General features: G+C 42.4%; 18 protein-coding genes. 14 read left to right on the top strand and 4 right to left on the bottom strand.

Annotation, left to right across the window (positions count from 1 at the left end; all coding sequences use genetic code 11):
- Positions 1-1,185: 1,185 nt before the first annotated feature.
- Genes HMPREF3022_RS06620 through HMPREF3022_RS06605 form a run of 4 tightly spaced genes read right to left on the bottom strand, consistent with a single transcriptional unit; the run spans position 1,186 to position 6,893 of the window.
- Positions 1,186-1,854 (bottom strand): IncC plasmid conjugative DNA transfer DtrJ family protein, encoded by a 669-nt coding sequence (locus tag HMPREF3022_RS06620; RefSeq protein WP_283119055.1) that lies wholly within the window; start codon positions 1,852-1,854, stop codon positions 1,186-1,188.
- Between the two features lie 16 nt (positions 1,855-1,870).
- Positions 1,871-3,913 carry a type IV conjugative transfer system coupling protein TraD gene (gene traD / locus HMPREF3022_RS06615; protein ID WP_070765331.1) on the bottom strand — a complete coding sequence of 681 codons (2,043 nt, stop codon included), beginning with the start codon at positions 3,911-3,913 and terminating at the stop codon, positions 1,871-1,873.
- Positions 3,910-6,477: a MobH family relaxase gene (gene mobH / locus HMPREF3022_RS06610; protein WP_070765330.1), complete on the bottom strand. Its 2,568-nt coding sequence runs from the start codon at positions 6,475-6,477 to the stop codon at positions 3,910-3,912. The genes traD and mobH overlap by 4 nt, the downstream gene beginning before the upstream one ends.
- Positions 6,474-6,893 carry a hypothetical protein gene (locus tag HMPREF3022_RS06605; RefSeq protein ID WP_070765329.1) on the bottom strand — a complete coding sequence of 140 codons (420 nt, stop codon included), beginning with the start codon at positions 6,891-6,893 and terminating at the stop codon, positions 6,474-6,476. The genes mobH and HMPREF3022_RS06605 overlap by 4 nt, the downstream gene beginning before the upstream one ends.
- 483 nt (positions 6,894-7,376) lie before the next feature.
- Between HMPREF3022_RS06605 and HMPREF3022_RS11340 the strand changes: the two genes are divergently transcribed.
- Genes HMPREF3022_RS11340 through HMPREF3022_RS06540 form a run of 14 tightly spaced genes read left to right on the top strand, consistent with a single transcriptional unit; the run spans position 7,377 to position 18,503 of the window.
- The gene (locus HMPREF3022_RS11340) at positions 7,377-7,865 is read left to right on the top strand and encodes a lytic transglycosylase domain-containing protein (protein WP_283119054.1); all 489 of its coding nucleotides are present in this window, start codon (positions 7,377-7,379) and stop codon (positions 7,863-7,865) included.
- Positions 7,835-8,356, top strand: coding sequence for an OmpA family protein (locus HMPREF3022_RS06600; protein ID WP_070765328.1), 522 nt, complete (start codon positions 7,835-7,837; stop codon positions 8,354-8,356). Before HMPREF3022_RS11340 ends, HMPREF3022_RS06600 begins: the two co-directional genes overlap by 31 nt.
- Before the next feature lie 54 nt (positions 8,357-8,410).
- Positions 8,411-8,707 (top strand): TraA family conjugative transfer protein, encoded by a 297-nt coding sequence (traA, locus tag HMPREF3022_RS06595; RefSeq protein ID WP_049360016.1) that lies wholly within the window; start codon positions 8,411-8,413, stop codon positions 8,705-8,707.
- Between the two features lie 21 nt (positions 8,708-8,728).
- On the top strand, positions 8,729-9,010 hold the full coding sequence (gene traL / locus HMPREF3022_RS06590; protein WP_049323364.1) for a type IV conjugative transfer system protein TraL: 282 nt from the start codon (positions 8,729-8,731) through the stop codon (positions 9,008-9,010).
- Positions 9,011-9,021: 11 nt separating this feature from the next.
- On the top strand, positions 9,022-9,663 hold the full coding sequence (locus HMPREF3022_RS06585; protein ID WP_049360059.1) for a TraE/TraK family type IV conjugative transfer system protein: 642 nt from the start codon (positions 9,022-9,024) through the stop codon (positions 9,661-9,663).
- A 1-nt stretch (position 9,664) separates the two neighbouring features.
- Positions 9,665-10,399, top strand: a complete 735-nt coding sequence (locus HMPREF3022_RS06580; RefSeq protein ID WP_049323363.1) for a TraK domain-containing protein — start codon at positions 9,665-9,667, stop codon at positions 10,397-10,399.
- A gap of 1 nt (position 10,400) precedes the next feature.
- A complete protein-coding gene (locus tag HMPREF3022_RS06575; protein WP_049360013.1) occupies positions 10,401-11,717 on the top strand; it encodes a TraB/TrbI/VirB10 family type IV secretion system protein in 1,317 nt (438 codons plus the stop codon).
- A gap of 10 nt (positions 11,718-11,727) precedes the next feature.
- Positions 11,728-12,441 (top strand): DsbC family protein, encoded by a 714-nt coding sequence (locus tag HMPREF3022_RS06570; RefSeq protein ID WP_070765327.1) that lies wholly within the window; start codon positions 11,728-11,730, stop codon positions 12,439-12,441.
- Positions 12,438-13,019 (top strand): TraV family lipoprotein, encoded by a 582-nt coding sequence (locus HMPREF3022_RS06565; protein ID WP_141756504.1) that lies wholly within the window; start codon positions 12,438-12,440, stop codon positions 13,017-13,019. Before HMPREF3022_RS06570 ends, HMPREF3022_RS06565 begins: the two co-directional genes overlap by 4 nt.
- Before the next feature lie 9 nt (positions 13,020-13,028).
- Positions 13,029-15,605, top strand: a complete 2,577-nt coding sequence (traC, locus tag HMPREF3022_RS06560) for a type IV secretion system protein TraC (RefSeq protein WP_070765325.1) — start codon at positions 13,029-13,031, stop codon at positions 15,603-15,605.
- A 24-nt stretch (positions 15,606-15,629) separates the two neighbouring features.
- Positions 15,630-16,178 carry a hypothetical protein gene (locus HMPREF3022_RS06555; protein ID WP_070765324.1) on the top strand — a complete coding sequence of 183 codons (549 nt, stop codon included), beginning with the start codon at positions 15,630-15,632 and terminating at the stop codon, positions 16,176-16,178.
- A 20-nt stretch (positions 16,179-16,198) separates the two neighbouring features.
- Positions 16,199-16,723: a S26 family signal peptidase gene (locus tag HMPREF3022_RS06550; protein WP_283119053.1), complete on the top strand. Its 525-nt coding sequence runs from the start codon at positions 16,199-16,201 to the stop codon at positions 16,721-16,723.
- Between the two features lie 8 nt (positions 16,724-16,731).
- Positions 16,732-17,388: a conjugal transfer protein TraW gene (locus HMPREF3022_RS06545; protein WP_070765323.1), complete on the top strand. Its 657-nt coding sequence runs from the start codon at positions 16,732-16,734 to the stop codon at positions 17,386-17,388.
- Positions 17,385-18,503 (top strand): TraU family protein, encoded by a 1,119-nt coding sequence (locus HMPREF3022_RS06540; protein ID WP_083315830.1) that lies wholly within the window; start codon positions 17,385-17,387, stop codon positions 18,501-18,503. Before HMPREF3022_RS06545 ends, HMPREF3022_RS06540 begins: the two co-directional genes overlap by 4 nt.
- Positions 18,504-18,510: the final 7 nt, after the last annotated feature.

Here is an 18,510-nt window from a genome sequence, read left to right as displayed (position 1 = left end):
ATGAATTTAACATAATATAAATTAATTTCCTTTTTCCTATTCTTCTACAAATTCCGCTGTTTTGTTCCTATGCAAAATAAATTGTATTCTGATGATAACCATCAAGGTTAAGTGTACTCAAAATTTAAGTATTTATCAAGCTCCTATCGACAAATTTGCAACTTATTTTTTGATTATAACACTAAGTTCGAATATCTCTCTTTTGGTATCAAATTGGATAAAGATAGATGTTCAAATTTTTCAAATTACAAAATCATTGGCCAAATTCCGTCTTTATGGAATTTATATCCTATTTATCTTCAAAAAAATATCCATTTTCGACAATTCGTTCCTATTTGGATAAATTAAAGATATATGGCCATATATTGAGATCTTATGGCTATACAGAAAATTCTTGTGAATCGGTTTTAAATGACCAAAGAGTTTTTAAAAAAACGCTCCTTCAATATCATCGTTTACTTTGTATAAATGATAAAAAGAAGAGAGTTGTGTCTTCTCTAAATCTATTCATAGCAAGTTGGCATAGTTTTCGAAAGTGGTTTTGCTTTTCTCGAAATCTACATGCGCCGTCTGAAAGAATCCGGTATTTTAAAAGACCGGATAGCATGCCCAATTTAATCTCATTAACCCCTTTTTCCAGTTATGTCCCGGAGGATGATAAAGATTTGGAGCACTTAAAAAAGTGGTGCATTTTAGATCTCATATGCCATGCAGGTCTAAGGAACTGTGAATTATCAAAGTTACAAATTCGAAATTTTGTCCCAAGTGAAAAAGCAATATACCTTGATAAAAGATTTAAAAGACAAAGAATCATATACTTAGACCAAAAAAGTACGATGTACCTTAATAAGTATATAGAATTATTGGTTTTAAATTTCGACTTAAAATCGAAAATAAATCCTAAGTTCCCTTTATTTACAAAAAAAAATGGGACAGCTGTTACAGAAAGTGGGATTACCAAAATTATATCCAGACTGACCTCTAAACTTACAGGTCACGCTGTAACACCTAGGACTTTAAGAAATTCCTGTCTGTATAACTATTTGATCGAATCCGGAGACGTTCGAGCCGTTCAAATCCTGATGGGGTATAAAAATGTATCCTCCATTCTTAAATTCAGATTATATGACATTAATCTTTTTCGCAATGAACTTAAAAAGGCACCACATAGGTTCCACTGGAATCCTAAAGATACTTTTTAAGATATTTGGCCTGCATGAAAATCATCCAAATTGCCGCTATTAAAGGCAAAGAGAGCAAATAGGGCGAAATTGATATAGGAATACACATATAAATCATGCACCCCAACCAAATAATTCCTGTTCTCCAGTATTTTGCCCGGTGATAAATTCCGGCACTCTCCCGTGAGGCATTTTCCTGTCTGATAGCTCTCATCACTAATCCATCTATTAAAACCGGGATTGCAAAGACTGCCGCAATACCTACAAACAATGCCAAGTTTCCCAAACGTAAGGATATAACCTTCAATGTAGCATCAAATTGTTGTAGGTATTTCATACGAGGAGCTAAGTAATTTTTGAATTTATAGCCGAAATCGGCCTCTGACTTAGCTTTCAGAGACTCATTGACTAATGTCAGGTCAAAAAATACGGTTTTCAGCCCCTTGTAACTTAGTCTGGCAATTTTCAGATTAATAGTATCGCCAACCTCTTTAGCTGGGAACGCATCATGGCCAACAGCCTCAGACCATTTGATTTCATCTTCCAAGAGATTACCGGTGCCAAAATAATTTTGTGTCAACATTGAACTACCAAAGATAAGCAGCACAATTAAGAATAAGGTATAAGCAGCTTTAAACGGGAGGAATAAGAACTTTAAAGGCAATGAGTTCATGTACCATGCGCTTGTATTAGACGGCATAACTACTTCCCTCCGTAAATGCGTTTTCTTCAGCCGAAGGCTGGCTTAGTCTGTTAACTTCGCGCATCTCAGCCGCCATTTTGCCAATATGTGCAGGGATTTTCTCCTGCTTGTCCTTTTTGGGTAAAGGAAGCCGTATTTTATATAGCTGGCCACCTTCAATAAGAGCGAAAGCTTGACCCTTTGGCAATTGGGTTAAATCAGCAGGCGTTAACATAGGAACTGTCTCAGCACCAATCCTGTCTTCGTTACCACTGCTGAAATCTTCGTGACTATCCGGATAAGCAACATCTCCAGCCCTTGATACCAAGGTGCTGGTCATAATTTTGACTTCCGGTAACTGATTGGTCAGCATCTCTGCTGTTTCGACGGTTTTCACCCTAAGCATAATCATCGTATTCAAGTTGCCACCAATTTGACCTGCTTTGGCCGGGGAACCAATTTTGGCTTCTACGTCTTTCCATGTTTGCGTATAAACCGTCACTTGATAGCCGGCACCACCTGCCTTATTCAATAACGGAATAAATTCGTCACCGATTAATTCATTGAATTCGTCTGCATGAATTGAGACTTTTCTTTTCTGAGTTTTTCCACTCTGTCCAACCCCATGGCCAAATTTATAGATCTGACCTGCAAGAGAGGTTAAGTCAGCAAACATCGCATTACCTACAGCTGCTGCTACTTCGGCATCAGATAGGGAATCCAATCCAATATAGACAACAGCATTCGATTCCATGACTTTGCGCCAGTCCATAATGATCCTTGGATCTGACAAATCCTCTGTATCCGGGCTGATAAGCTTGGCAACTTCGCCAGTCGTCAGTTTTTCCAGCAATGGATACAGAGAGCTGACTAGCTTTTCAAAATAGGATCTGTCATTGGACAAAATACCACCCAATGCGTCAATAAGAGGTTCGTTGTGCTTTTTGGCTTTCAAGAAAGAACCGAGTTTCATTGTGTCCAAGTTACGCCCTGTCTTGACTGCGCTTTTTGCTTCCGACTCTGGCATATCAAAATTGTTGAAGTCTTTCTCCCAACCAGGGTGGTGCTTATCCAATATCTTTTTAAAGTAATCCCCCGCAAGCTCATCTACATTTGCAGCAGACTTATAGATATTTTCATAGCTTGGCTTAATGGATAAACCTTCCATGGTTTTCGTTAAAACGTTGACGAAACGCCATACAAAATCTCGGAAGGCAGCAGACTGACCTTCAGAGGGCAGTTGGTTTGCAATCCTTGTCGCAACCTCGGTAATACGACCATAATCCCCGATAGGGTTGTACCGACAACTGTACTCGGGGAAACCCAAATGGAACATATAAAATGGCCTGTTTGATTTTTGCGATTCGACATACATTCTAGTCATCAGGTCTGCATCACCCTTTGGATCAAATGCGATCGTTACATCACCCCGCCGAATATCCTGAACAATCATGGTTTCACATAGTCGGGTTTTACCTACACGGGTTGTGCCCAATACAACCTTGTGGCCAACGCGCTCCCCTAAATCTTCCCAAATATCATCTTCATCAATTTCAATGCCATGTAATTCAGGAGAACCTCCGACCGGAGGTAAAGGAGCAACTGGGTTCCACCATGCCGATTTTCGAGTTATGCGGGAAATCCAGTCTGTACCCATTGTCTCAATCTCATGTTTTCTTGCTGCCTTATAGAGTTTTGAGGGATTACGAAGTCCGTCATTCTCAGGCTGGCGAACCATAAAAAGACGTTGGGTATGTGTCTGTGTCCATCTAAACCCTTTTCCTAGAAAAAGTGCTTTATCAGAAGAAGGAATTTCATCAGCGGTAAGGGCATAATAGGGCAACTTCCGGATATTTTTACGGAAACGCATAATGCGCAATGCTGATAACGCGCGTTTGACTGAAACCACCGAAAAAATGGCTAAACTGCCATAAGCAATTACCGCCGGTACAGGCAAATGTGCTACTGAAATCGCTGTGGAGGAGTATGCGGCTACACTGATCCATTCATAGGGTGATCGATAAACATTTTCAGGGAAGTGGGCACTCATTTTTGTTCCATTACTAATAAGTCGGATTCGTCCAATTTAATATCGGTATTATTCTGAGGTCTTGAACCTGGCTGTATGATATGTTTGATATTATGTTCAGGGATAAGGTAGCAATAGAAGAGTCTGCGATTGCTACCATTTGTCGTTAGAACCCTATGCAATGAGCTTTTTTTCGTCCTTGCATGCAACCTCAAAGCCTCAAAGCCTTTTTGTGTAAGAGGGCCTAGACTTTCCGTATCAGATTTATTGAACACGCCGCCGGCGTAATCTCTAAATACAGCTGGCGTAACCAACAACATTCCCTGTTCAATAAAGTGGACTGTTGCACCGCTTCTATTGACAGCTATGCTGCCGTCTCCTAATCCATCTGCCAGCCATCGTAAAAATTGCATACCACGGTCTCTGGCTTCCATATGTTTGGCTTTGACTGAATCCTCGACTATTTCGGTTGACTCTGTTTCTGATTGCTTTTTCAAATTACGTTCAGAAACTAAGGCTTCAAGTTCTGCCATATTCTTCGCTCCGCTTGCAAGGCTATCTAAACCTTGAGAGTCATCCATGACTTGAACTGGGCGTGGACTAGATGTAGGTTCTTTTAGTCTTAGCTGCTCCAGTTCACGCATACCATTTTGTGCTGATTCAGATTCAGGCAATGAAACTGCTTCAGTATTAATTTGATGGTTCACTGTCTCAGTTGTTTTAATCTGTCCATGTTCTGATTCAGGATCAGCTGCTTTCTCAACAGGTTTTCGATCGTCTGAGAAAAGGTCGGCAAGTTTTTTACGACCTGCTTTGGTACCCGATTTAATTGTTTTTGGAGTTTTATCTGTCTCAGTGTCTTTAACCTCAGTGTGAGGTTTGGCTACTGTCTCAGTTTCAATTTCCACGCTTATATTTTCCTGAATCGGGCTAACGGCATTTACTGCTGTCTCAGCTTCTGAATTGGTTGGTTCTGTTTGTTCTGAATCAGGTTCTATCAGGTTAAAGTTTTCGATTAGGTTATCTATTGAGCTGTAATTCTGTTTATTCGGGTTTTCTGCTTTTTCTACTTCACTGGATCTATTTTTCTCTGGAGCAGGTGTGTTCTTACTGTTGTCAAAAGCAGAGTTCACTGTCTCAGTTTGATTTTTTTCGGGTAGGGAAGGCTGTTCTGTTATTTCCGGTTGAATAGACAGAAAATCCATTTTGTCTTTGGTGTTGGCTGACTTAACTTCAATATCTTGTGCTTGAATTGATGTTTTATCCTCCGAAGCTACAACATATGCTATTTCTTTTTTAGCGGCTACTTCAGAAAGATTACCTAAGAACTCTGCCGGATAATCTCCATCCGGATACAAGGTTTTGGCATTGAAACAAAGTACACTGAATACATTGCGAACCTTTTCACCGTCCATGCGGGTAAACTCAACCTCTATATGGGTAATTGCCCTGTGAGGATCGTTTTCCGGTGGAATGACGGCACGGTACTCAAATAATGTGTCAAATATTCTTTGGTTATCAGTTGGAAATGACCCTGCAGCAGGATGTTGATTTTTTCTCAAATACTGCCGGATGTAGTCAGGTACATTTTTTGACATCAAATAGATACGATCACCCTTGCGGAACAGGTCACCACCGGCAGTCGTTGCGATGCTGAAATGGACCCCTCTGTCGGATAACATTTCCTTCAATGTTTCCATAATTGTTTCAATAAATGGTTTACGCTTGGCAGTTGAAAAGCGTTGACGGCTACCACTTCGCAAATCCCGTGAAACCGAAGTCATATCAGCATTTTTTATTAACTGCTCAAGAGGACTACCATCTTTTTTCCCACTCAGATAATTTCTCAAGGTAATCATTAAATTTGGATCTGTTGTGGCAAGCCATTGTCTGACATGCGAAGGAACCAAAGCTTGAAAGAATGTCCAAGCAATTTCAGCATGTGTGCTGTAAGCAGACTTTGCATCAGGAAATTCGACACGATAATAAAGCTTACCGCTTTCAGCCATCGAACCTGCATCAGGCAACCATAGCAATTTTTCTAGGCTGGTAGCCGAATCAAACAGCTCAACTTGAAATCCAGTCACAGTTTTACCAACGTCATGGAGTAGGGCTGCACACATGATGCCATAACGCCAGGCCGCAGTTTTCTTTGCTATTTCCTCTGTTTTGGCATTAGGCGGCCATGATTGAGATGTCGATGCGACTAGGGCCAGTGCAGCTACATCGAGTGTATGGCGGACTAAACCACCATCACCTGCATGGTGATGAGACTCACTGGCGGGAAGCCTTTGAACAAAGGCTATATATTTTTCCAAAAAGGGAAGGGCATCCTTACTCCAGTTTTCATCCGACAACCCTAAATTCATCTTAATACCGGATATTTGAGGGCTTAAGTCGAGCACCTGAATCAGTTCATGCGCTTTTAAAATGCGAAACCGGTCATTGACTATGTTCTGATCGCGATGGGAACCCTCATCATTATGTGATGTGGGTTCAGCACTTTTTTTCGTATTTATCAGGTATAGCATTGAGCCACCGATAAGCATTAGTGAGGATGCTAATGTGATGAGGCTTGTTTTCATGATGCTTTAAGCAAAGATTTTAGCCACATGCTGACTTCTTCTTTTTTGGCATGTGGTATATCAGCAATCAATTGATTGGGTAACGTAGTATGTCTAATACAAAATTCACCGAAACTTTCTTTTAGCGAATTCCAGTATTCTGAACCGTATTGAGCCATGAGAAATAAGATTTCAAAGTCATCGGCCAATGCGTTTGCAAAAACCGTGTCATTAATTTCTTCCGGCAATGGCTCTAAAAGTTTCTCCAGCTTCTCGATAAGGAAAGTTGCCGTATTTTCATCGTCATCGAGAGTCATCATTTCCAGATAACCGGTAGCACGCTGCATCCAGAACAACAATACGCAAGACCAGTTTTTATCGATATTTGTAAAGCGATTTACGACACCAAGAAGCTTGGAAAGATCTGTTTCATTCATTTTGATTAAAAAGTCAGAGTTGTTAAACCATTCATATAATCAAAAAACGTTACTATGTCAAAAATCAAAGTAAAAAAGGTTATTTTAATTAGAATTGTCACAAAACATAATTTATAGAGTATAATAACGCCCCTTTTAATAAACAAAGACCTGCATTTTGACATGCAGGTCTTTGTTTTACCTTTAACTTTTATCCTTTTCCCTTAAACCTTTTCCTTTAACCATTAAGGCTGTTGCTTTACCGTTACAGCTTTTAAAAAAGGCCGGCTGCGATTTTTTTAGCAGACGGCCTTTTGGCTTTTGGATAAGAGCCTTTACCCTTGTAGCATTCCTTTTAATAACAATAGGTTGCAGTAAGGTTGTTTCTATTATTTTGAGCGTAATTTTTAATTATATCATAATTATTTTATAAAAAAACATTTCTAAATAATTTAGTTAATTTCTTTTGATTTAACAAAACTTGTCGATTCTAGGTAAAAATCAGTGCCTACATACAACGACAGTAAAGACATGAGATTAAGGGCCATACTTTTACAGTTCGTCGTACCAGGTGTTTTGGTACTCGCATCTACAAGAGCAGATGCTTTTTGTTATCGGGAAGCCGGCAACAAATATGGTATCGATCCCGATATGTTGGAATCGATCGCATTAACAGAAAGCTCTTTCAGACCGAATATTGAAAGTCATACAGCCGATATTGGCTTGATGGGTATTAACCGTTCATGGCTACCCGTACTTCAAAAAAAATTCGGTTTAACAGAAGCAGATGTATGGAATCCATGCACAAATGTACACATTGGTGCATGGATATTGGCAAATAGTTATCGTCAACATGGCAAATCTTGGGAAGCGGTTGGTGCTTATAACGCTGCATGTACCAAACTTAAAGGTCGGGCATGCTATCGCGCAAGAATGACGTACGCAAATAAGGTATATCAAAATTGGAAACGATTAAAAACACGCTCTTCGTAGCTTCCACAATGATTCTGACAGCCTGTGCCGCACCAAACCAAGAGGTGGTCGAGCTGCCTCAAGACGCAACTTATACAGTGGAACAAAATCAACTGGGCGAATTTGTCTTTTGCCGTAATGAAGAGTGTTCAGGATTTGAACGCAAGGTTTTGGCGGAACAGCCGGTTTATGCTCATACAGAAAGCAGTTTTCAGCAAGATGAGATCAGGGTGTTTTTCAATTTAGGTAGTTCACACCTCGGTGCGGAGGGCGTGAGAACGCTCAAACGTGTTCTGCCTAAATTGAAAAATACTCAGACAGTTTATTTACGCGGATGGGCTGACAGTATCGGAGGCCGAAATACTGCAATTAATAGACGTTTGGCTAAACAACGGGCAGCAGTGATCGGTAAATGGCTAAGGAAACATAATGTCTCCGCAAAAATTCGAACTGCCAGTTCCCCTGCCTGCTGCAATAGTGATGACACACGAACTGTTGTAATCACTTGGTAAAGAATGATCGGACGCAAAAGCTTGGCGATACAAGCTCTATATATGAGGTTCTTTATGAATATCAAACAAACTAAAGTAGCAAAATACGCAGCCGTGATTGCATTGGCTTTGACCGCTAACTTGGCGATGGCCGCTACAACCGGCCAAGAATTTAAAGGCTTGGCCGACATGGTATCAGGCTGGTCTGAAGGCTATCTGGGTATGGCTTTGGGCTTGACTGCATTCTTGATCGGTTTGGCCGTAGGTCTGATGAAACAAACCATCATGCCATGTATCGTCGGCTTGGGTGTTGGCCTGGCTGCAACATTGGGCCCGGGTATCATTAAAGGTATGTTCACCTTGATTGTTTAATCAAACCGAAAAAGGGAAGTGATGAGAGATTTTCGAGTTCCAGTATCGATAGACGATCCCAAAAAAGCATTTATTTGGGATTTGGACGTATTCATCTTGTTTATGTCCGGGTTCGGTATAGGTATTGTCTCTCGTCACTTTTTCATTTCCATGTCGCTTAGCCTTTTTATCGCATGGCGATGGGGAAAGTTGAAGTCGGGCAAGCATCAATGGTTCTTTTTGCATGTTCTTTATTGGTACCTACCCATTAATGAAAAAAACAAACGGATACCTGAAACAAATAAACGGGAGTTTCTAAATTGAAGACTGAGTATATGTTGAGTGAATTAGCGGTAAGAACCGGCATCAAGGTCTTTTTTTGGGTAGTTTTGGGTATGTCTATAACTGCCAATCTATTTTTGTCTGCGACGGTACTCTTCAAAGGTACTGTTGTTCAAACAACGCTGACTCCTCCGGAAATCCGGCGTTCAATGACTGTATCAAACATCGCTTTTTCAAAAGAATATCTTGAAGAGATGGCTCCCTATACAGCCTATCTTCTCTTAAATGTGACTCCTAAAACAGTTGATTATCAAAACAGCCAATTATTAAAAATCGTTGCTCCTGATTATAAAGATGCCTTGGAAAAGGAACTGTCTTTAAATGCCTTATGGGTTAAGAAAAATAATGTCAGCACCACTTTTAGTGCGACAGAAGCAACGGCAGACACTTCAGACAATACGGTTTCCATTCGTGGCGTTTTTGAGGTTAAACGCAACAATACAGTAGTGGAGCAAAAAGACCGCGAGCTACTCATTTCTTTCAAAAATAATTATGGAACGCTGCAATTGCTATCGATTAAAGAAGTTCAAAAGCGCGTAACTAAAGCAGAACCCGCAAATCAGGAAGAATCCGAAGTAAAAACCGAGGATGTAGAAATCAGTAGAACGGCATCAGAATTTAAAGGCGGTAATTGATATGTGTTCACCATTAAAAAAAATTGTCTTTACTGCCTTATTGGTAGCTGGACCCATCACTAGTTTTGCCGAGCAACGTGTGGCTGCAACAGAAAATACACCTCACGTTGTTTCAGTAAGTAAACGTAACTTGAGCAGAATCGCTATTGAAGGCGGTCGAATTGCCTCATGGAAATTTATGGATGGCGATCTTGAGCTTCAGAAAGATACGACAACAGGTCAACTATTTGTTCGCAGTTTGACCTCAAATCCTACAAATCTTTTTGTTGTAAGCGAGGAGGGTAAGACCTACTTGCTGGTTCTTAAGCCTACATCGAAACAGGGTGACAACATCGTAATCGATGTGGCAGGTGCTAATCGTCATGAAGCAGCAGTATTGGCTGCGAAAAGCGGTCCTATGCCTGTGACGATGAATAGTACCGAATATGTGCGAGCCATCAAAAAAATGATGGCCTCCATGATGAGTGGCACTAGCGGCGATATGGGCATCAATCACAGTCGTGAATACCAAACCATCCCATTGTGGGAAAACACGCTGTTTGTTCAAACCGGAAGTTACACCGCTGCCGATATGCAGGGTTTTTCTTTCACATTAACTAATTTGGGTTCCAAACAACTTGAAATTAGAGAGCAGGAATTTTACCGACAAGGCGTTTTGGCGGTAGCGGTACGGAAACAGATTCTACAACCCGGAGAAATTACCGACGTATTTATTATTAGCCGTCTGGGAGGTTGAGATGAGGGTGAAAGTAAACAAATTTAACCTTTCAGCTGCACGAAAACGGCAGTTGGCCATTGCTGGTATGGTTGCAGGCGGTATGGCAGCAATTGTAGGCAGTGCAGTTTATGTCATTGAAGGCAATAAAAAGAAATCTGCCGAAGTTACACAGGTTCAAAACAAACAGCAGATTCTCAAAACTGATTTTACAAGTCCACAAGCAGGCATTACAGACAACTCTTTATGGATGAACACGGAAAGTTCGAAGATTGAAGATGCGAATCGAAAAATCAGCGAATTGGAAACCATGGTTCAGCAGTTACAAGCAAAAGAGAACGGTAGCAATCCTGACTCAAGTAAGGGACTGGGACCTGATGGTTTAGGCAAGCCGCCGGCAATAAGCGGCATTGGCGATAACGGCCAACTCCCCCCAGCACCTCCGGCAGGTACATTGCCAAATGGGGCACCTGCTGCAGCAGACAGACCCATTGAACGAAAAATTGTTTCAGGAAGTATGAATGAAGCAGAGCTGCAACCTGGAACGACTGGAGCAGTAAATACCGGAAATCCGAATGAAAATGTACGGGTTTCCCCACAATTAAAAGAAGCGGAGTGGGTCAAAACAAAAACTCCGCGTATGAATATAGAAGTAGTTGAAGACGGCGGAAAAGTTTCCGTCTCTCAAGGCAAGTTTCGGGCGCGAGACTCGTATATACCGAGCGGTACTTTTTTCCGATCTGTACTGTTAGGTGGGGTTGATGCACCGACCGGGGGTGAAGCACAAAATGCCAGCCCCCACCCAGTTTTAATGCGCGTAACTGATTTTGCGCAACTGCCCAACCGGTTTAAATACAACTTTAGAGAGTGCTTCGTTACCGGTCAGGCTTACGGCGATATATCTTCAGAACGCGCATATATCAGATTGCAGAATCTCAGCTGTGTAGGTACCGATGGCCGAGCCATTGATATGCCAGTAAAAGGTTACGTTGCCGGTGAAGACGGAAAAACAGGTGTTAGAGGCAATCTTGTAACGAAACAAGGCCAACTCTTGGCGAATGCACTGATGTCGGGCGTTATCAGCGGTATGGGTAAAGGCGTATCCGAAGCATTCAAAGTGACAAGTGATACTGCATTTGGAAGCACGACCTCCGTTCGAGGCAGTGATCAATACCGTGCAGGAATTGCTTCCGGTATCGGTGGTGCAGCTGACAGACTGGCTGACTACTATATCAAACTTGCCGACAAGGTATTCCCTGTGGTCGAAGTCAACGCAGGCCGTCAAGTGGATGTCGTACTGACTCAAGGTATCGAAATTGATACCGGCGAAACTAAATAGGATGGATTCAATGAAAAAGAAAATCTTGGCCACTATTGCAGCAATCACAGCTTTTCAGACGGCCTTTGCCGATGTCAAAACTGTCGAAAGCACTCTGCACAAGTTGTACCCCAATACCACCTTTTCTTCAGTAAAGGCCACCCCCATGGCTTCAATTTATGAAGTGACAATGGGTGACAACATTGCCTATGTACAAGAAAACGGTCGCTATTTCATTTTTGGCGCGTTGTACGATATGCAAGAGCAGAAAGACTTGACCGAGATGTCTCGTTCAGCGGTAACACAAAAAAGTTATTCCCAACTGCCTTTCAAAAACGCCATCAAAATCGTTAAAGGCAATGGCGGTAAAGGCAAACGTGAATTTGCACTTTTTTCTGACCCAGATTGCCCGTTCTGTCGTCGTTTGGAAGAAACATTGGCCGGCATGACAGACTATACCGCATACGTTTTCATGTTCCCGATTAAATCCCTCCACCCTGATGCAATTTCAAAAGCAGAACGTATCTGGTGCAGTAAAGATCGTGAAAAAGCATGGAATAACTACATGCTGATGGATAAAGAACCGGCAGCCGGTAACTGTAAAAACCCTGTATCAGAAAATATTGCACTCGCAGAGCAGCTTAAAGTTCGCGGTACTCCAAGCATGATTCATAAAGATGGTCGGCGTACATCCGGTGCTATGCCGCGTGCTGAATTGGAAAAATGGTTGAATGGAGCGGAATGATGCGTTTGAAAGCCTTATCAATTACTGCGGCAATTTTGATTCTTAGCGGATGTTCAACCTTAACCATGTCCGGTATCGGCGGTAGTGAAAAATTCCGATGCTCAAATGCTTGGAACAGTGATGACCCTTATTGCGCATCCATAAGCAGTAACTATAAAGCATCTGTTGCAGGTGTTTTACAAGACGGCATGAAAAGACAGGTTGGACAACCTTACACAGATCAAAGTGCCCGAACATTGATGTTAACGCAAGCTTATTCCTCCGGTACGCCCATTCGCTCTCAAAGTGAAATTGCTCGTATTTGGGTTGCTCCATATCTTGATACTGATGGCGATTTAAATGATCAAAGTTTCACATATGTCGTTCTGAATCAGGGTGATTGGTTAATAGCCCACAATCAGCAACAGATCATAGACGAGTACCGTCCTATCCGCTTATTGGGGAATGGATCTAAAACTTCAGACAGTACGGTTGATTCTTCTTCAACCAATTCAAATAACACAAATGACCGTATCCCCGATGTTGGTGTGAATCTTAATCTGCAGGAAACATCGGGTATTCCCGGTACCACTCGCTAGAGGTATGTAATGGGTGTCCTGTCAAAATTTAAAAATTGGTTAGCTGGTTCGGATGATGTCGATCAACCGATGGAAGCCTTACACAACAACCCTGTTGATCCTGATTTTGACCATTTGAGCGACTATCTCAATTATGGTGCATACGATACCAAAACAGAGTTATTTACTCTGATGTCCGTTAAAGGCGACAAACCGTTGGGTATGGGCTTTGTTTTTGAACTCAACCCATTTTTAGGTGGCAGTGATGACCTGATCAGTAAGTGGGGCAACCTGTATGCGCTGCTTCCTGAAAAAACGCCCATACAAGTTCAGATTTTCGGCTCCCCTGATCTGAGAAACTACTTCAATGAATATGAGCAAGTCCAAGCATCACGTCCTATCGACGACCCGATGCGGAGCACATTTGAAACTTTGGCCAAGAAACGTACTGAATTTTGGAATAAGGGTACACAGAAGGTCTTAGTAGAAAATACGGCCATTCGTTTACGAAATCTGCGCTGTATCCTCAGTGTAAATTTGAATATTTCGCCTGACAACGGTGTTGAAGTCAGTAAGGCCGTTTCTCTCCTTGCCCGTATGCGCGATGCACTCATCTCCATGAAGATTTATCACCATACTTGGGATGCAAATGATTTGTTGAGTTGGACAACACTCCTACTCAATCCTAATAGGATGTTTACTGGCCAACAAGATGAAATCGATCCTGTTTGGGACGAAACTAAATTCTTGAGTGAACAAATGATTGAGACCCGCACATCTATCAAGGTTCTTGATAGTGGTTCGGGGCTGAGATTTGGCAACCGTGCTGCGGGGGATTGCGTGATCGCTCAATGCTATTCGGCCAATCGTTACCCGGAAGAGTTTCATCTGTCCAATATGGGTGCATTGATCGGTGATGCCATTGAAGCAAACATGAATTACACATCACCATTTCTGATTTCCATGGCGATGTTCAAGCGTGATTATGATACTTCCAGCAATACCGTAAAACTAAAGGCCGCTCGTGCCAAACAAACAGCGGAATCCAAGATGGCCGCAGTCATGCCGGAGGCTGCAAAAATCAAACGTGATTACGACATTTGCCTTGAAGCATTCGGTAAAGGCGGTGGTGGTCTGGTGAGTTTGTTGCACCAAGTTGTTATTTGGGAAAGACCTGAAAACATCAACTTGGCAGAAAGCCAGGCGGTATCTATTTGGCAGTCTCAAGGGTTTGGTCTTTATCGCGACCAATATCTTCAACTGGGATCATATTTGACTGCCCTCCCAATGGCTATCGACAAAGAGGTTGAAAAATATTTGGACAGTAAGAAAAGATGGTCAACCAAAACCATGACCAATGCTGTCTGTATGTCTCCCATTATCGGTGAGTGGCACGGTTTAGGAAGACCTGTCATCGGTTTGTTTGGTAAGCGTGGCCAGGCCATGGGAATCGACTTATTTGCCAACCCCGCCGGTAACTATAACTTCGCCATTATTGGTGCTTCCGGTTCCGGTAAATCATTTTTTGCCAATGAAATTGTGCGCAATTACATGGGGCTGGGAACTCAGGTATGGATTATCGACGTTGGCCGTTCGTATGAAAAATTCTGCCAAATGATTGGCGGTCAATATATCGAATTTACCTATGAAGCAGGGCTGTGTTTCCCACCATTCCAAATGGTAACAGACATCAATGAAGATATTGAAATGTTGAAACTGATCTTTTCATTGATGGCCTCTCCGTCAGGCTCCCTAACTGAACAGCAGGAAGCCAAGCTTCAACGAATTATCGAAGAAGTATGGTACGAATTTGGACAAGAAGGCACGGTTGATCATGTAAGAGAACGCTGTCTCAGGTGTTTGATTACCGGCAGCAATGAAGGAGGAGAACCCGGCGAACGAGATCTGTCTATGGTGGCCGTTGCCGACCAACTGTACACATACTGTTCAGAAGGTATCTATGGCAGTTACTTCAATGGGAAATTGAATGTCGAATTTAAAAATGACTTGGTTGTACTGGAACTCGAAGAGTTAAAAACCAAGCCGGATCTGCAACAGATCATCATGCAGCTGATTATGTACCGCATTATGCAGGGTATGTACCTGTCACGAAGTCAGTACAAAATCATGATGATTGACGAGGCTTGGGCATTGTTGGGTGATACAGGTACAGCTGCTCGTTTTATTGAGGAAGGCTACCGCCGAGTCCGTAAGTACAAAGGCGCATGCGGTACGCTGACGCAAGGTGCAAATGACTACTACAAGACCAAGGCGGCTGAAGCAGCGTTAGAGAACGCCGACTTTGTTTTCCAATTGCGTACCGGGGCTAAATCGCTCAAAACCATCCAAGAGAAAGAACCTTTTGAAGTCAATGATGGAATTATGCAGATTCTCCGAACTTTGAGCAAAACTGACTACTACAGTGAAATATTTGTCTCTACCCCGATAGGTTATGGAGTAGGACGGTTGTACTCAGATCCATTCAACGTACTTGCCTCAAGCTCAAAAGCAGAAGACGTTGAAGCCGTGAACCATTACAGAAATCAGGGATTGAATACAGCCGAGGCCATTGAAGCAGTTTTAAGGGACCGGGCTGCAACCCACTAATTATGCAGAGGATAGGATTTTAAGATGACTGAAGCAAAAGAAAAGAAAGAAAACACAGCAAATACCGCTCCGGAAAAGAATCCGGAGGATAACGGTGTAGAGGTTTCATTGGGCAGCCTTGTAATCGGCGCAATTTCTATTGCTGCATTGGGTTTGGGGGTATGGAATTTCATGAAAACCAATGAGAAACCTGTCCATATTGTTGATTTGGCCGGTATCTCCATGACTTACCAAGAACAGGCAAAAAACCAAGGGCTGCAGAATGGAATTTCCGACCAGCAACGAGCCGCTATCCTCCAAAACTATCAAGCAAAAATGAATACCTTACAACAGGTTATCGAAGAAAAGGTAACTCAGTGCGGCTGTAACATCTTTGTCAAATCTGCATTGGTCGGACGGAACACAGAGGTGGTTGATATTACGGCTGACATCATGAAAGAGTTGGATAAACGTATTCCTGCCACAGCTGTAGTTGCGGCACCGGCACATCCACAAGTTGAACAGACTGCTCCGGCACCGATGATGGAAGAGGGTAAAGGTACGCCAGTCACCGAAGAAGAAGCGGCGCGTTGATATTTGGAATTATGATGGAAATGGCACAAAAAGAAAGCAACAAAGCAGTTCTGAAACGTCTTTATCAGGAATTTTGTCAAAAATATGCAACCCCATTTTTAGCCGTTGTCGTCTGCTTGTTGGTATTCAATCAACATTTTGCTTTAGCTTTAAATCTTTCCTATTCATTGCCTCATCATCTTTACCTCATCAAAAAAGATGTGAACAAGCTAAGTGATCTGAAGCAGGGCGATTATGTGGCCTTTGCATGGCAAGGCGGTTTTTACCCTATCGGGACGCAGGTCATCAAAGAGGTTGCCGGACTTCCTGGAAATCATGTAACGAAAACGAATCGTACTTTTTTCATTGATGGTAAAGAGGTAGGTACTGCAAAAGAATACTCCCTAGATGGCATGAAGCTGGCAATCAATCCATTTGAAGGGGAAATTCCCCAACGGTACATGTGGGTTAAAACAGGACACAAAGACAGCTTGGACAGTCGCTACGAGTTATCCGGTTTAATCCATTCAGGGCAAATTATTGGTAAGGCGGTCCCGATTTTTTAGGAGTGAGTATGTCCCATAAAAAAAAGATAGCTTCGGTAACACTGGTTGCAATACTCGCAACAGGCATTTCATCATGGGTAATCGCATCGACACACTCCGGTGAAAAAGCCGGTGCCAAAATTGGCCCAACATACCCAATAGCTGAAAAACATGCAATTCGCGAAATTGAAGCACGTTTAAAGGCTAAACAAGACAGTGGCCAATTGGCTGCAATGCAGAAAGAAGTTCAAGAAAGAATAAATCGATCTGCCTTAAATTTACCGCCGGTAGAAGGTTTAACGAAGGCAACCAAAGGCTCTGTTCGTTACTTTGACCCAAGTTATACCCTGACTGAAACAATTTATGACCAAGACGGCCAAATTATTGCTCCTGCCGGTACCGTGGTTAAACCTTTGGAAGTAGCCCCGATCCCATTCAAAATGTTTTTCTTTGATGGCCGAGAACCTGATCAAATCGATCTAGCCAAGAAACTTGCAGCGGAATATGGAGAATCATTTATGCCTATTCTGACTGCAGGCGATTGGTATGAATTATCAGCAGAAATGGACCAGGCAGTTTATTACGACCAACAAGGACGTATGTCCAAAAGTTTTCAGCTGTCTGAAGTTCCAAGTTTGGTTTCCCAAGAAGGAAACCGGCTCCGCGTAGAGGCCATGAAACCGTGAAAAATTTTTTATCCCCACTGAAATTACTGCTTCCATTATTGCTACTTCCCACATTTTCTTTGTCTCACGCTGCTGAGGCTGTATCTAATACTTCAAATTCAAATAAATTAACCTGCCAAGGGAAGATGCTAAACCCGATAAACGATATTTGTTGGAGTTGCATGTTCCCAATCAAAATTGGCGGAAGTATCAACCTAAACTACTCAAATCAGGAAGACAATAAATCCACCCCAAATGATTGGTTTTGTGCGTGTAGTAAGCCTACCCGTGCAGGCGTAACGGTTTCCTTTTGGGAGCCGACACACTTGGTAGAAGTCGTGCGTACACCGTTCTGTATGGTGAGCCTGGGCGGTATCTCTCTTAAAAAGCAAAAAGTGGATGCGTCTGAAACAGCGGATAAGGCTGATACATCAAATAAGATTCAAAAACTTTTTGGCGGCGCGCATAAGCGTGGCCGGAATGAGCAACATGAGCAGCACAATGCCTTTTACCAAGTTCATTGGTACAAGAATCCGGTTGTGTTTTGGTTGGAAGCCTTATTGGATAACGATTGTATAGAAGAGGGTACTTTGGATATTGGTTGGATGACAGAACTGGATCCAACTTGGAAATATCCGTCACTGGCCGTCTATCAAGCTCCTGATTCCGCGCTCTTTGCCAATGTGGTTGCACAAGCAGCCTGTGCAGCTGACTGTGTAAAAGCTGCAACGGGTTTTCCATTTAGTAAATTGTATTGGTGTGCCGGTTGCCACGGAACGATTTACCCATTATCAGGATGGATGTCCGGCCATTTCTCTGAAGTACAGGCCGCCAAACTAATGGTGGCAAGAATGCAGGCAAAAATGCACAGGGATTTGGTAGCCTGGAGAGCATCAGGCAAGGATGCTTTATGCGGGTACAAACTCAATCCGGTAATGGATAAGCAGAACTACAAAATGGCCATGACCTATCCTGTAGCCGCACGAAAATATAAAGGACGTTGTTGCGACCCTATTGGACGTTCAACATTAGTCAGAGACAGTGGCAAAGCCTTTCCTTACAAAGGCAATCAATTTGCCTTCCAACTTTTCCGTAAGCGCGACTGCTGCGGTGCATATAAATTTAAGAGTGATTGACAGGAGA

This window comes from Neisseria sp. HMSC065C04, assembly GCF_001815375.1.
Classification (GTDB): Bacteria; Pseudomonadota; Gammaproteobacteria; order Burkholderiales; family Neisseriaceae; genus Neisseria; species Neisseria flavescens_D.
Note: the sequence above shows the minus strand (reverse complement) of the source record. Positions and strands in the feature narration are given on the sequence as shown.

What these genes read in the sequence shown, in the direction of transcription:
- HMPREF3022_RS06620 (WP_283119055.1), bottom strand. Translation starts at nt 1,854, where the DNA reads ATGAACTCATTGCCTTTAAAGTTCTTATTCCTCCCGTTTAAAGCTGCT.
- traD (WP_070765331.1), bottom strand. Translation starts at nt 3,913, where the DNA reads ATGAGTGCCCACTTCCCTGAAAATGTTTATCGATCACCCTATGAATGG.
- mobH (WP_070765330.1), bottom strand. Translation starts at nt 6,477, where the DNA reads ATGAAAACAAGCCTCATCACATTAGCATCCTCACTAATGCTTATCGGT.
- HMPREF3022_RS06605 (WP_070765329.1), bottom strand. Translation starts at nt 6,893, where the DNA reads ATGAATGAAACAGATCTTTCCAAGCTTCTTGGTGTCGTAAATCGCTTT.
- traA (WP_049360016.1), top strand. Translation starts at nt 8,411, where the DNA reads ATGAATATCAAACAAACTAAAGTAGCAAAATACGCAGCCGTGATTGCA.
- traL (WP_049323364.1), top strand. Translation starts at nt 8,729, where the DNA reads ATGAGAGATTTTCGAGTTCCAGTATCGATAGACGATCCCAAAAAAGCA.
- HMPREF3022_RS06585 (WP_049360059.1), top strand. Translation starts at nt 9,022, where the DNA reads ATGTTGAGTGAATTAGCGGTAAGAACCGGCATCAAGGTCTTTTTTTGG.
- HMPREF3022_RS06580 (WP_049323363.1), top strand. Translation starts at nt 9,665, where the DNA reads ATGTGTTCACCATTAAAAAAAATTGTCTTTACTGCCTTATTGGTAGCT.
- HMPREF3022_RS06575 (WP_049360013.1), top strand. Translation starts at nt 10,401, where the DNA reads ATGAGGGTGAAAGTAAACAAATTTAACCTTTCAGCTGCACGAAAACGG.
- HMPREF3022_RS06570 (WP_070765327.1), top strand. Translation starts at nt 11,728, where the DNA reads ATGAAAAAGAAAATCTTGGCCACTATTGCAGCAATCACAGCTTTTCAG.
- HMPREF3022_RS06565 (WP_141756504.1), top strand. Translation starts at nt 12,438, where the DNA reads ATGATGCGTTTGAAAGCCTTATCAATTACTGCGGCAATTTTGATTCTT.
- traC (WP_070765325.1), top strand. Translation starts at nt 13,029, where the DNA reads ATGGGTGTCCTGTCAAAATTTAAAAATTGGTTAGCTGGTTCGGATGAT.
- HMPREF3022_RS06555 (WP_070765324.1), top strand. Translation starts at nt 15,630, where the DNA reads ATGACTGAAGCAAAAGAAAAGAAAGAAAACACAGCAAATACCGCTCCG.
- HMPREF3022_RS06550 (WP_283119053.1), top strand. Translation starts at nt 16,199, where the DNA reads ATGGCACAAAAAGAAAGCAACAAAGCAGTTCTGAAACGTCTTTATCAG.
- HMPREF3022_RS06545 (WP_070765323.1), top strand. Translation starts at nt 16,732, where the DNA reads ATGTCCCATAAAAAAAAGATAGCTTCGGTAACACTGGTTGCAATACTC.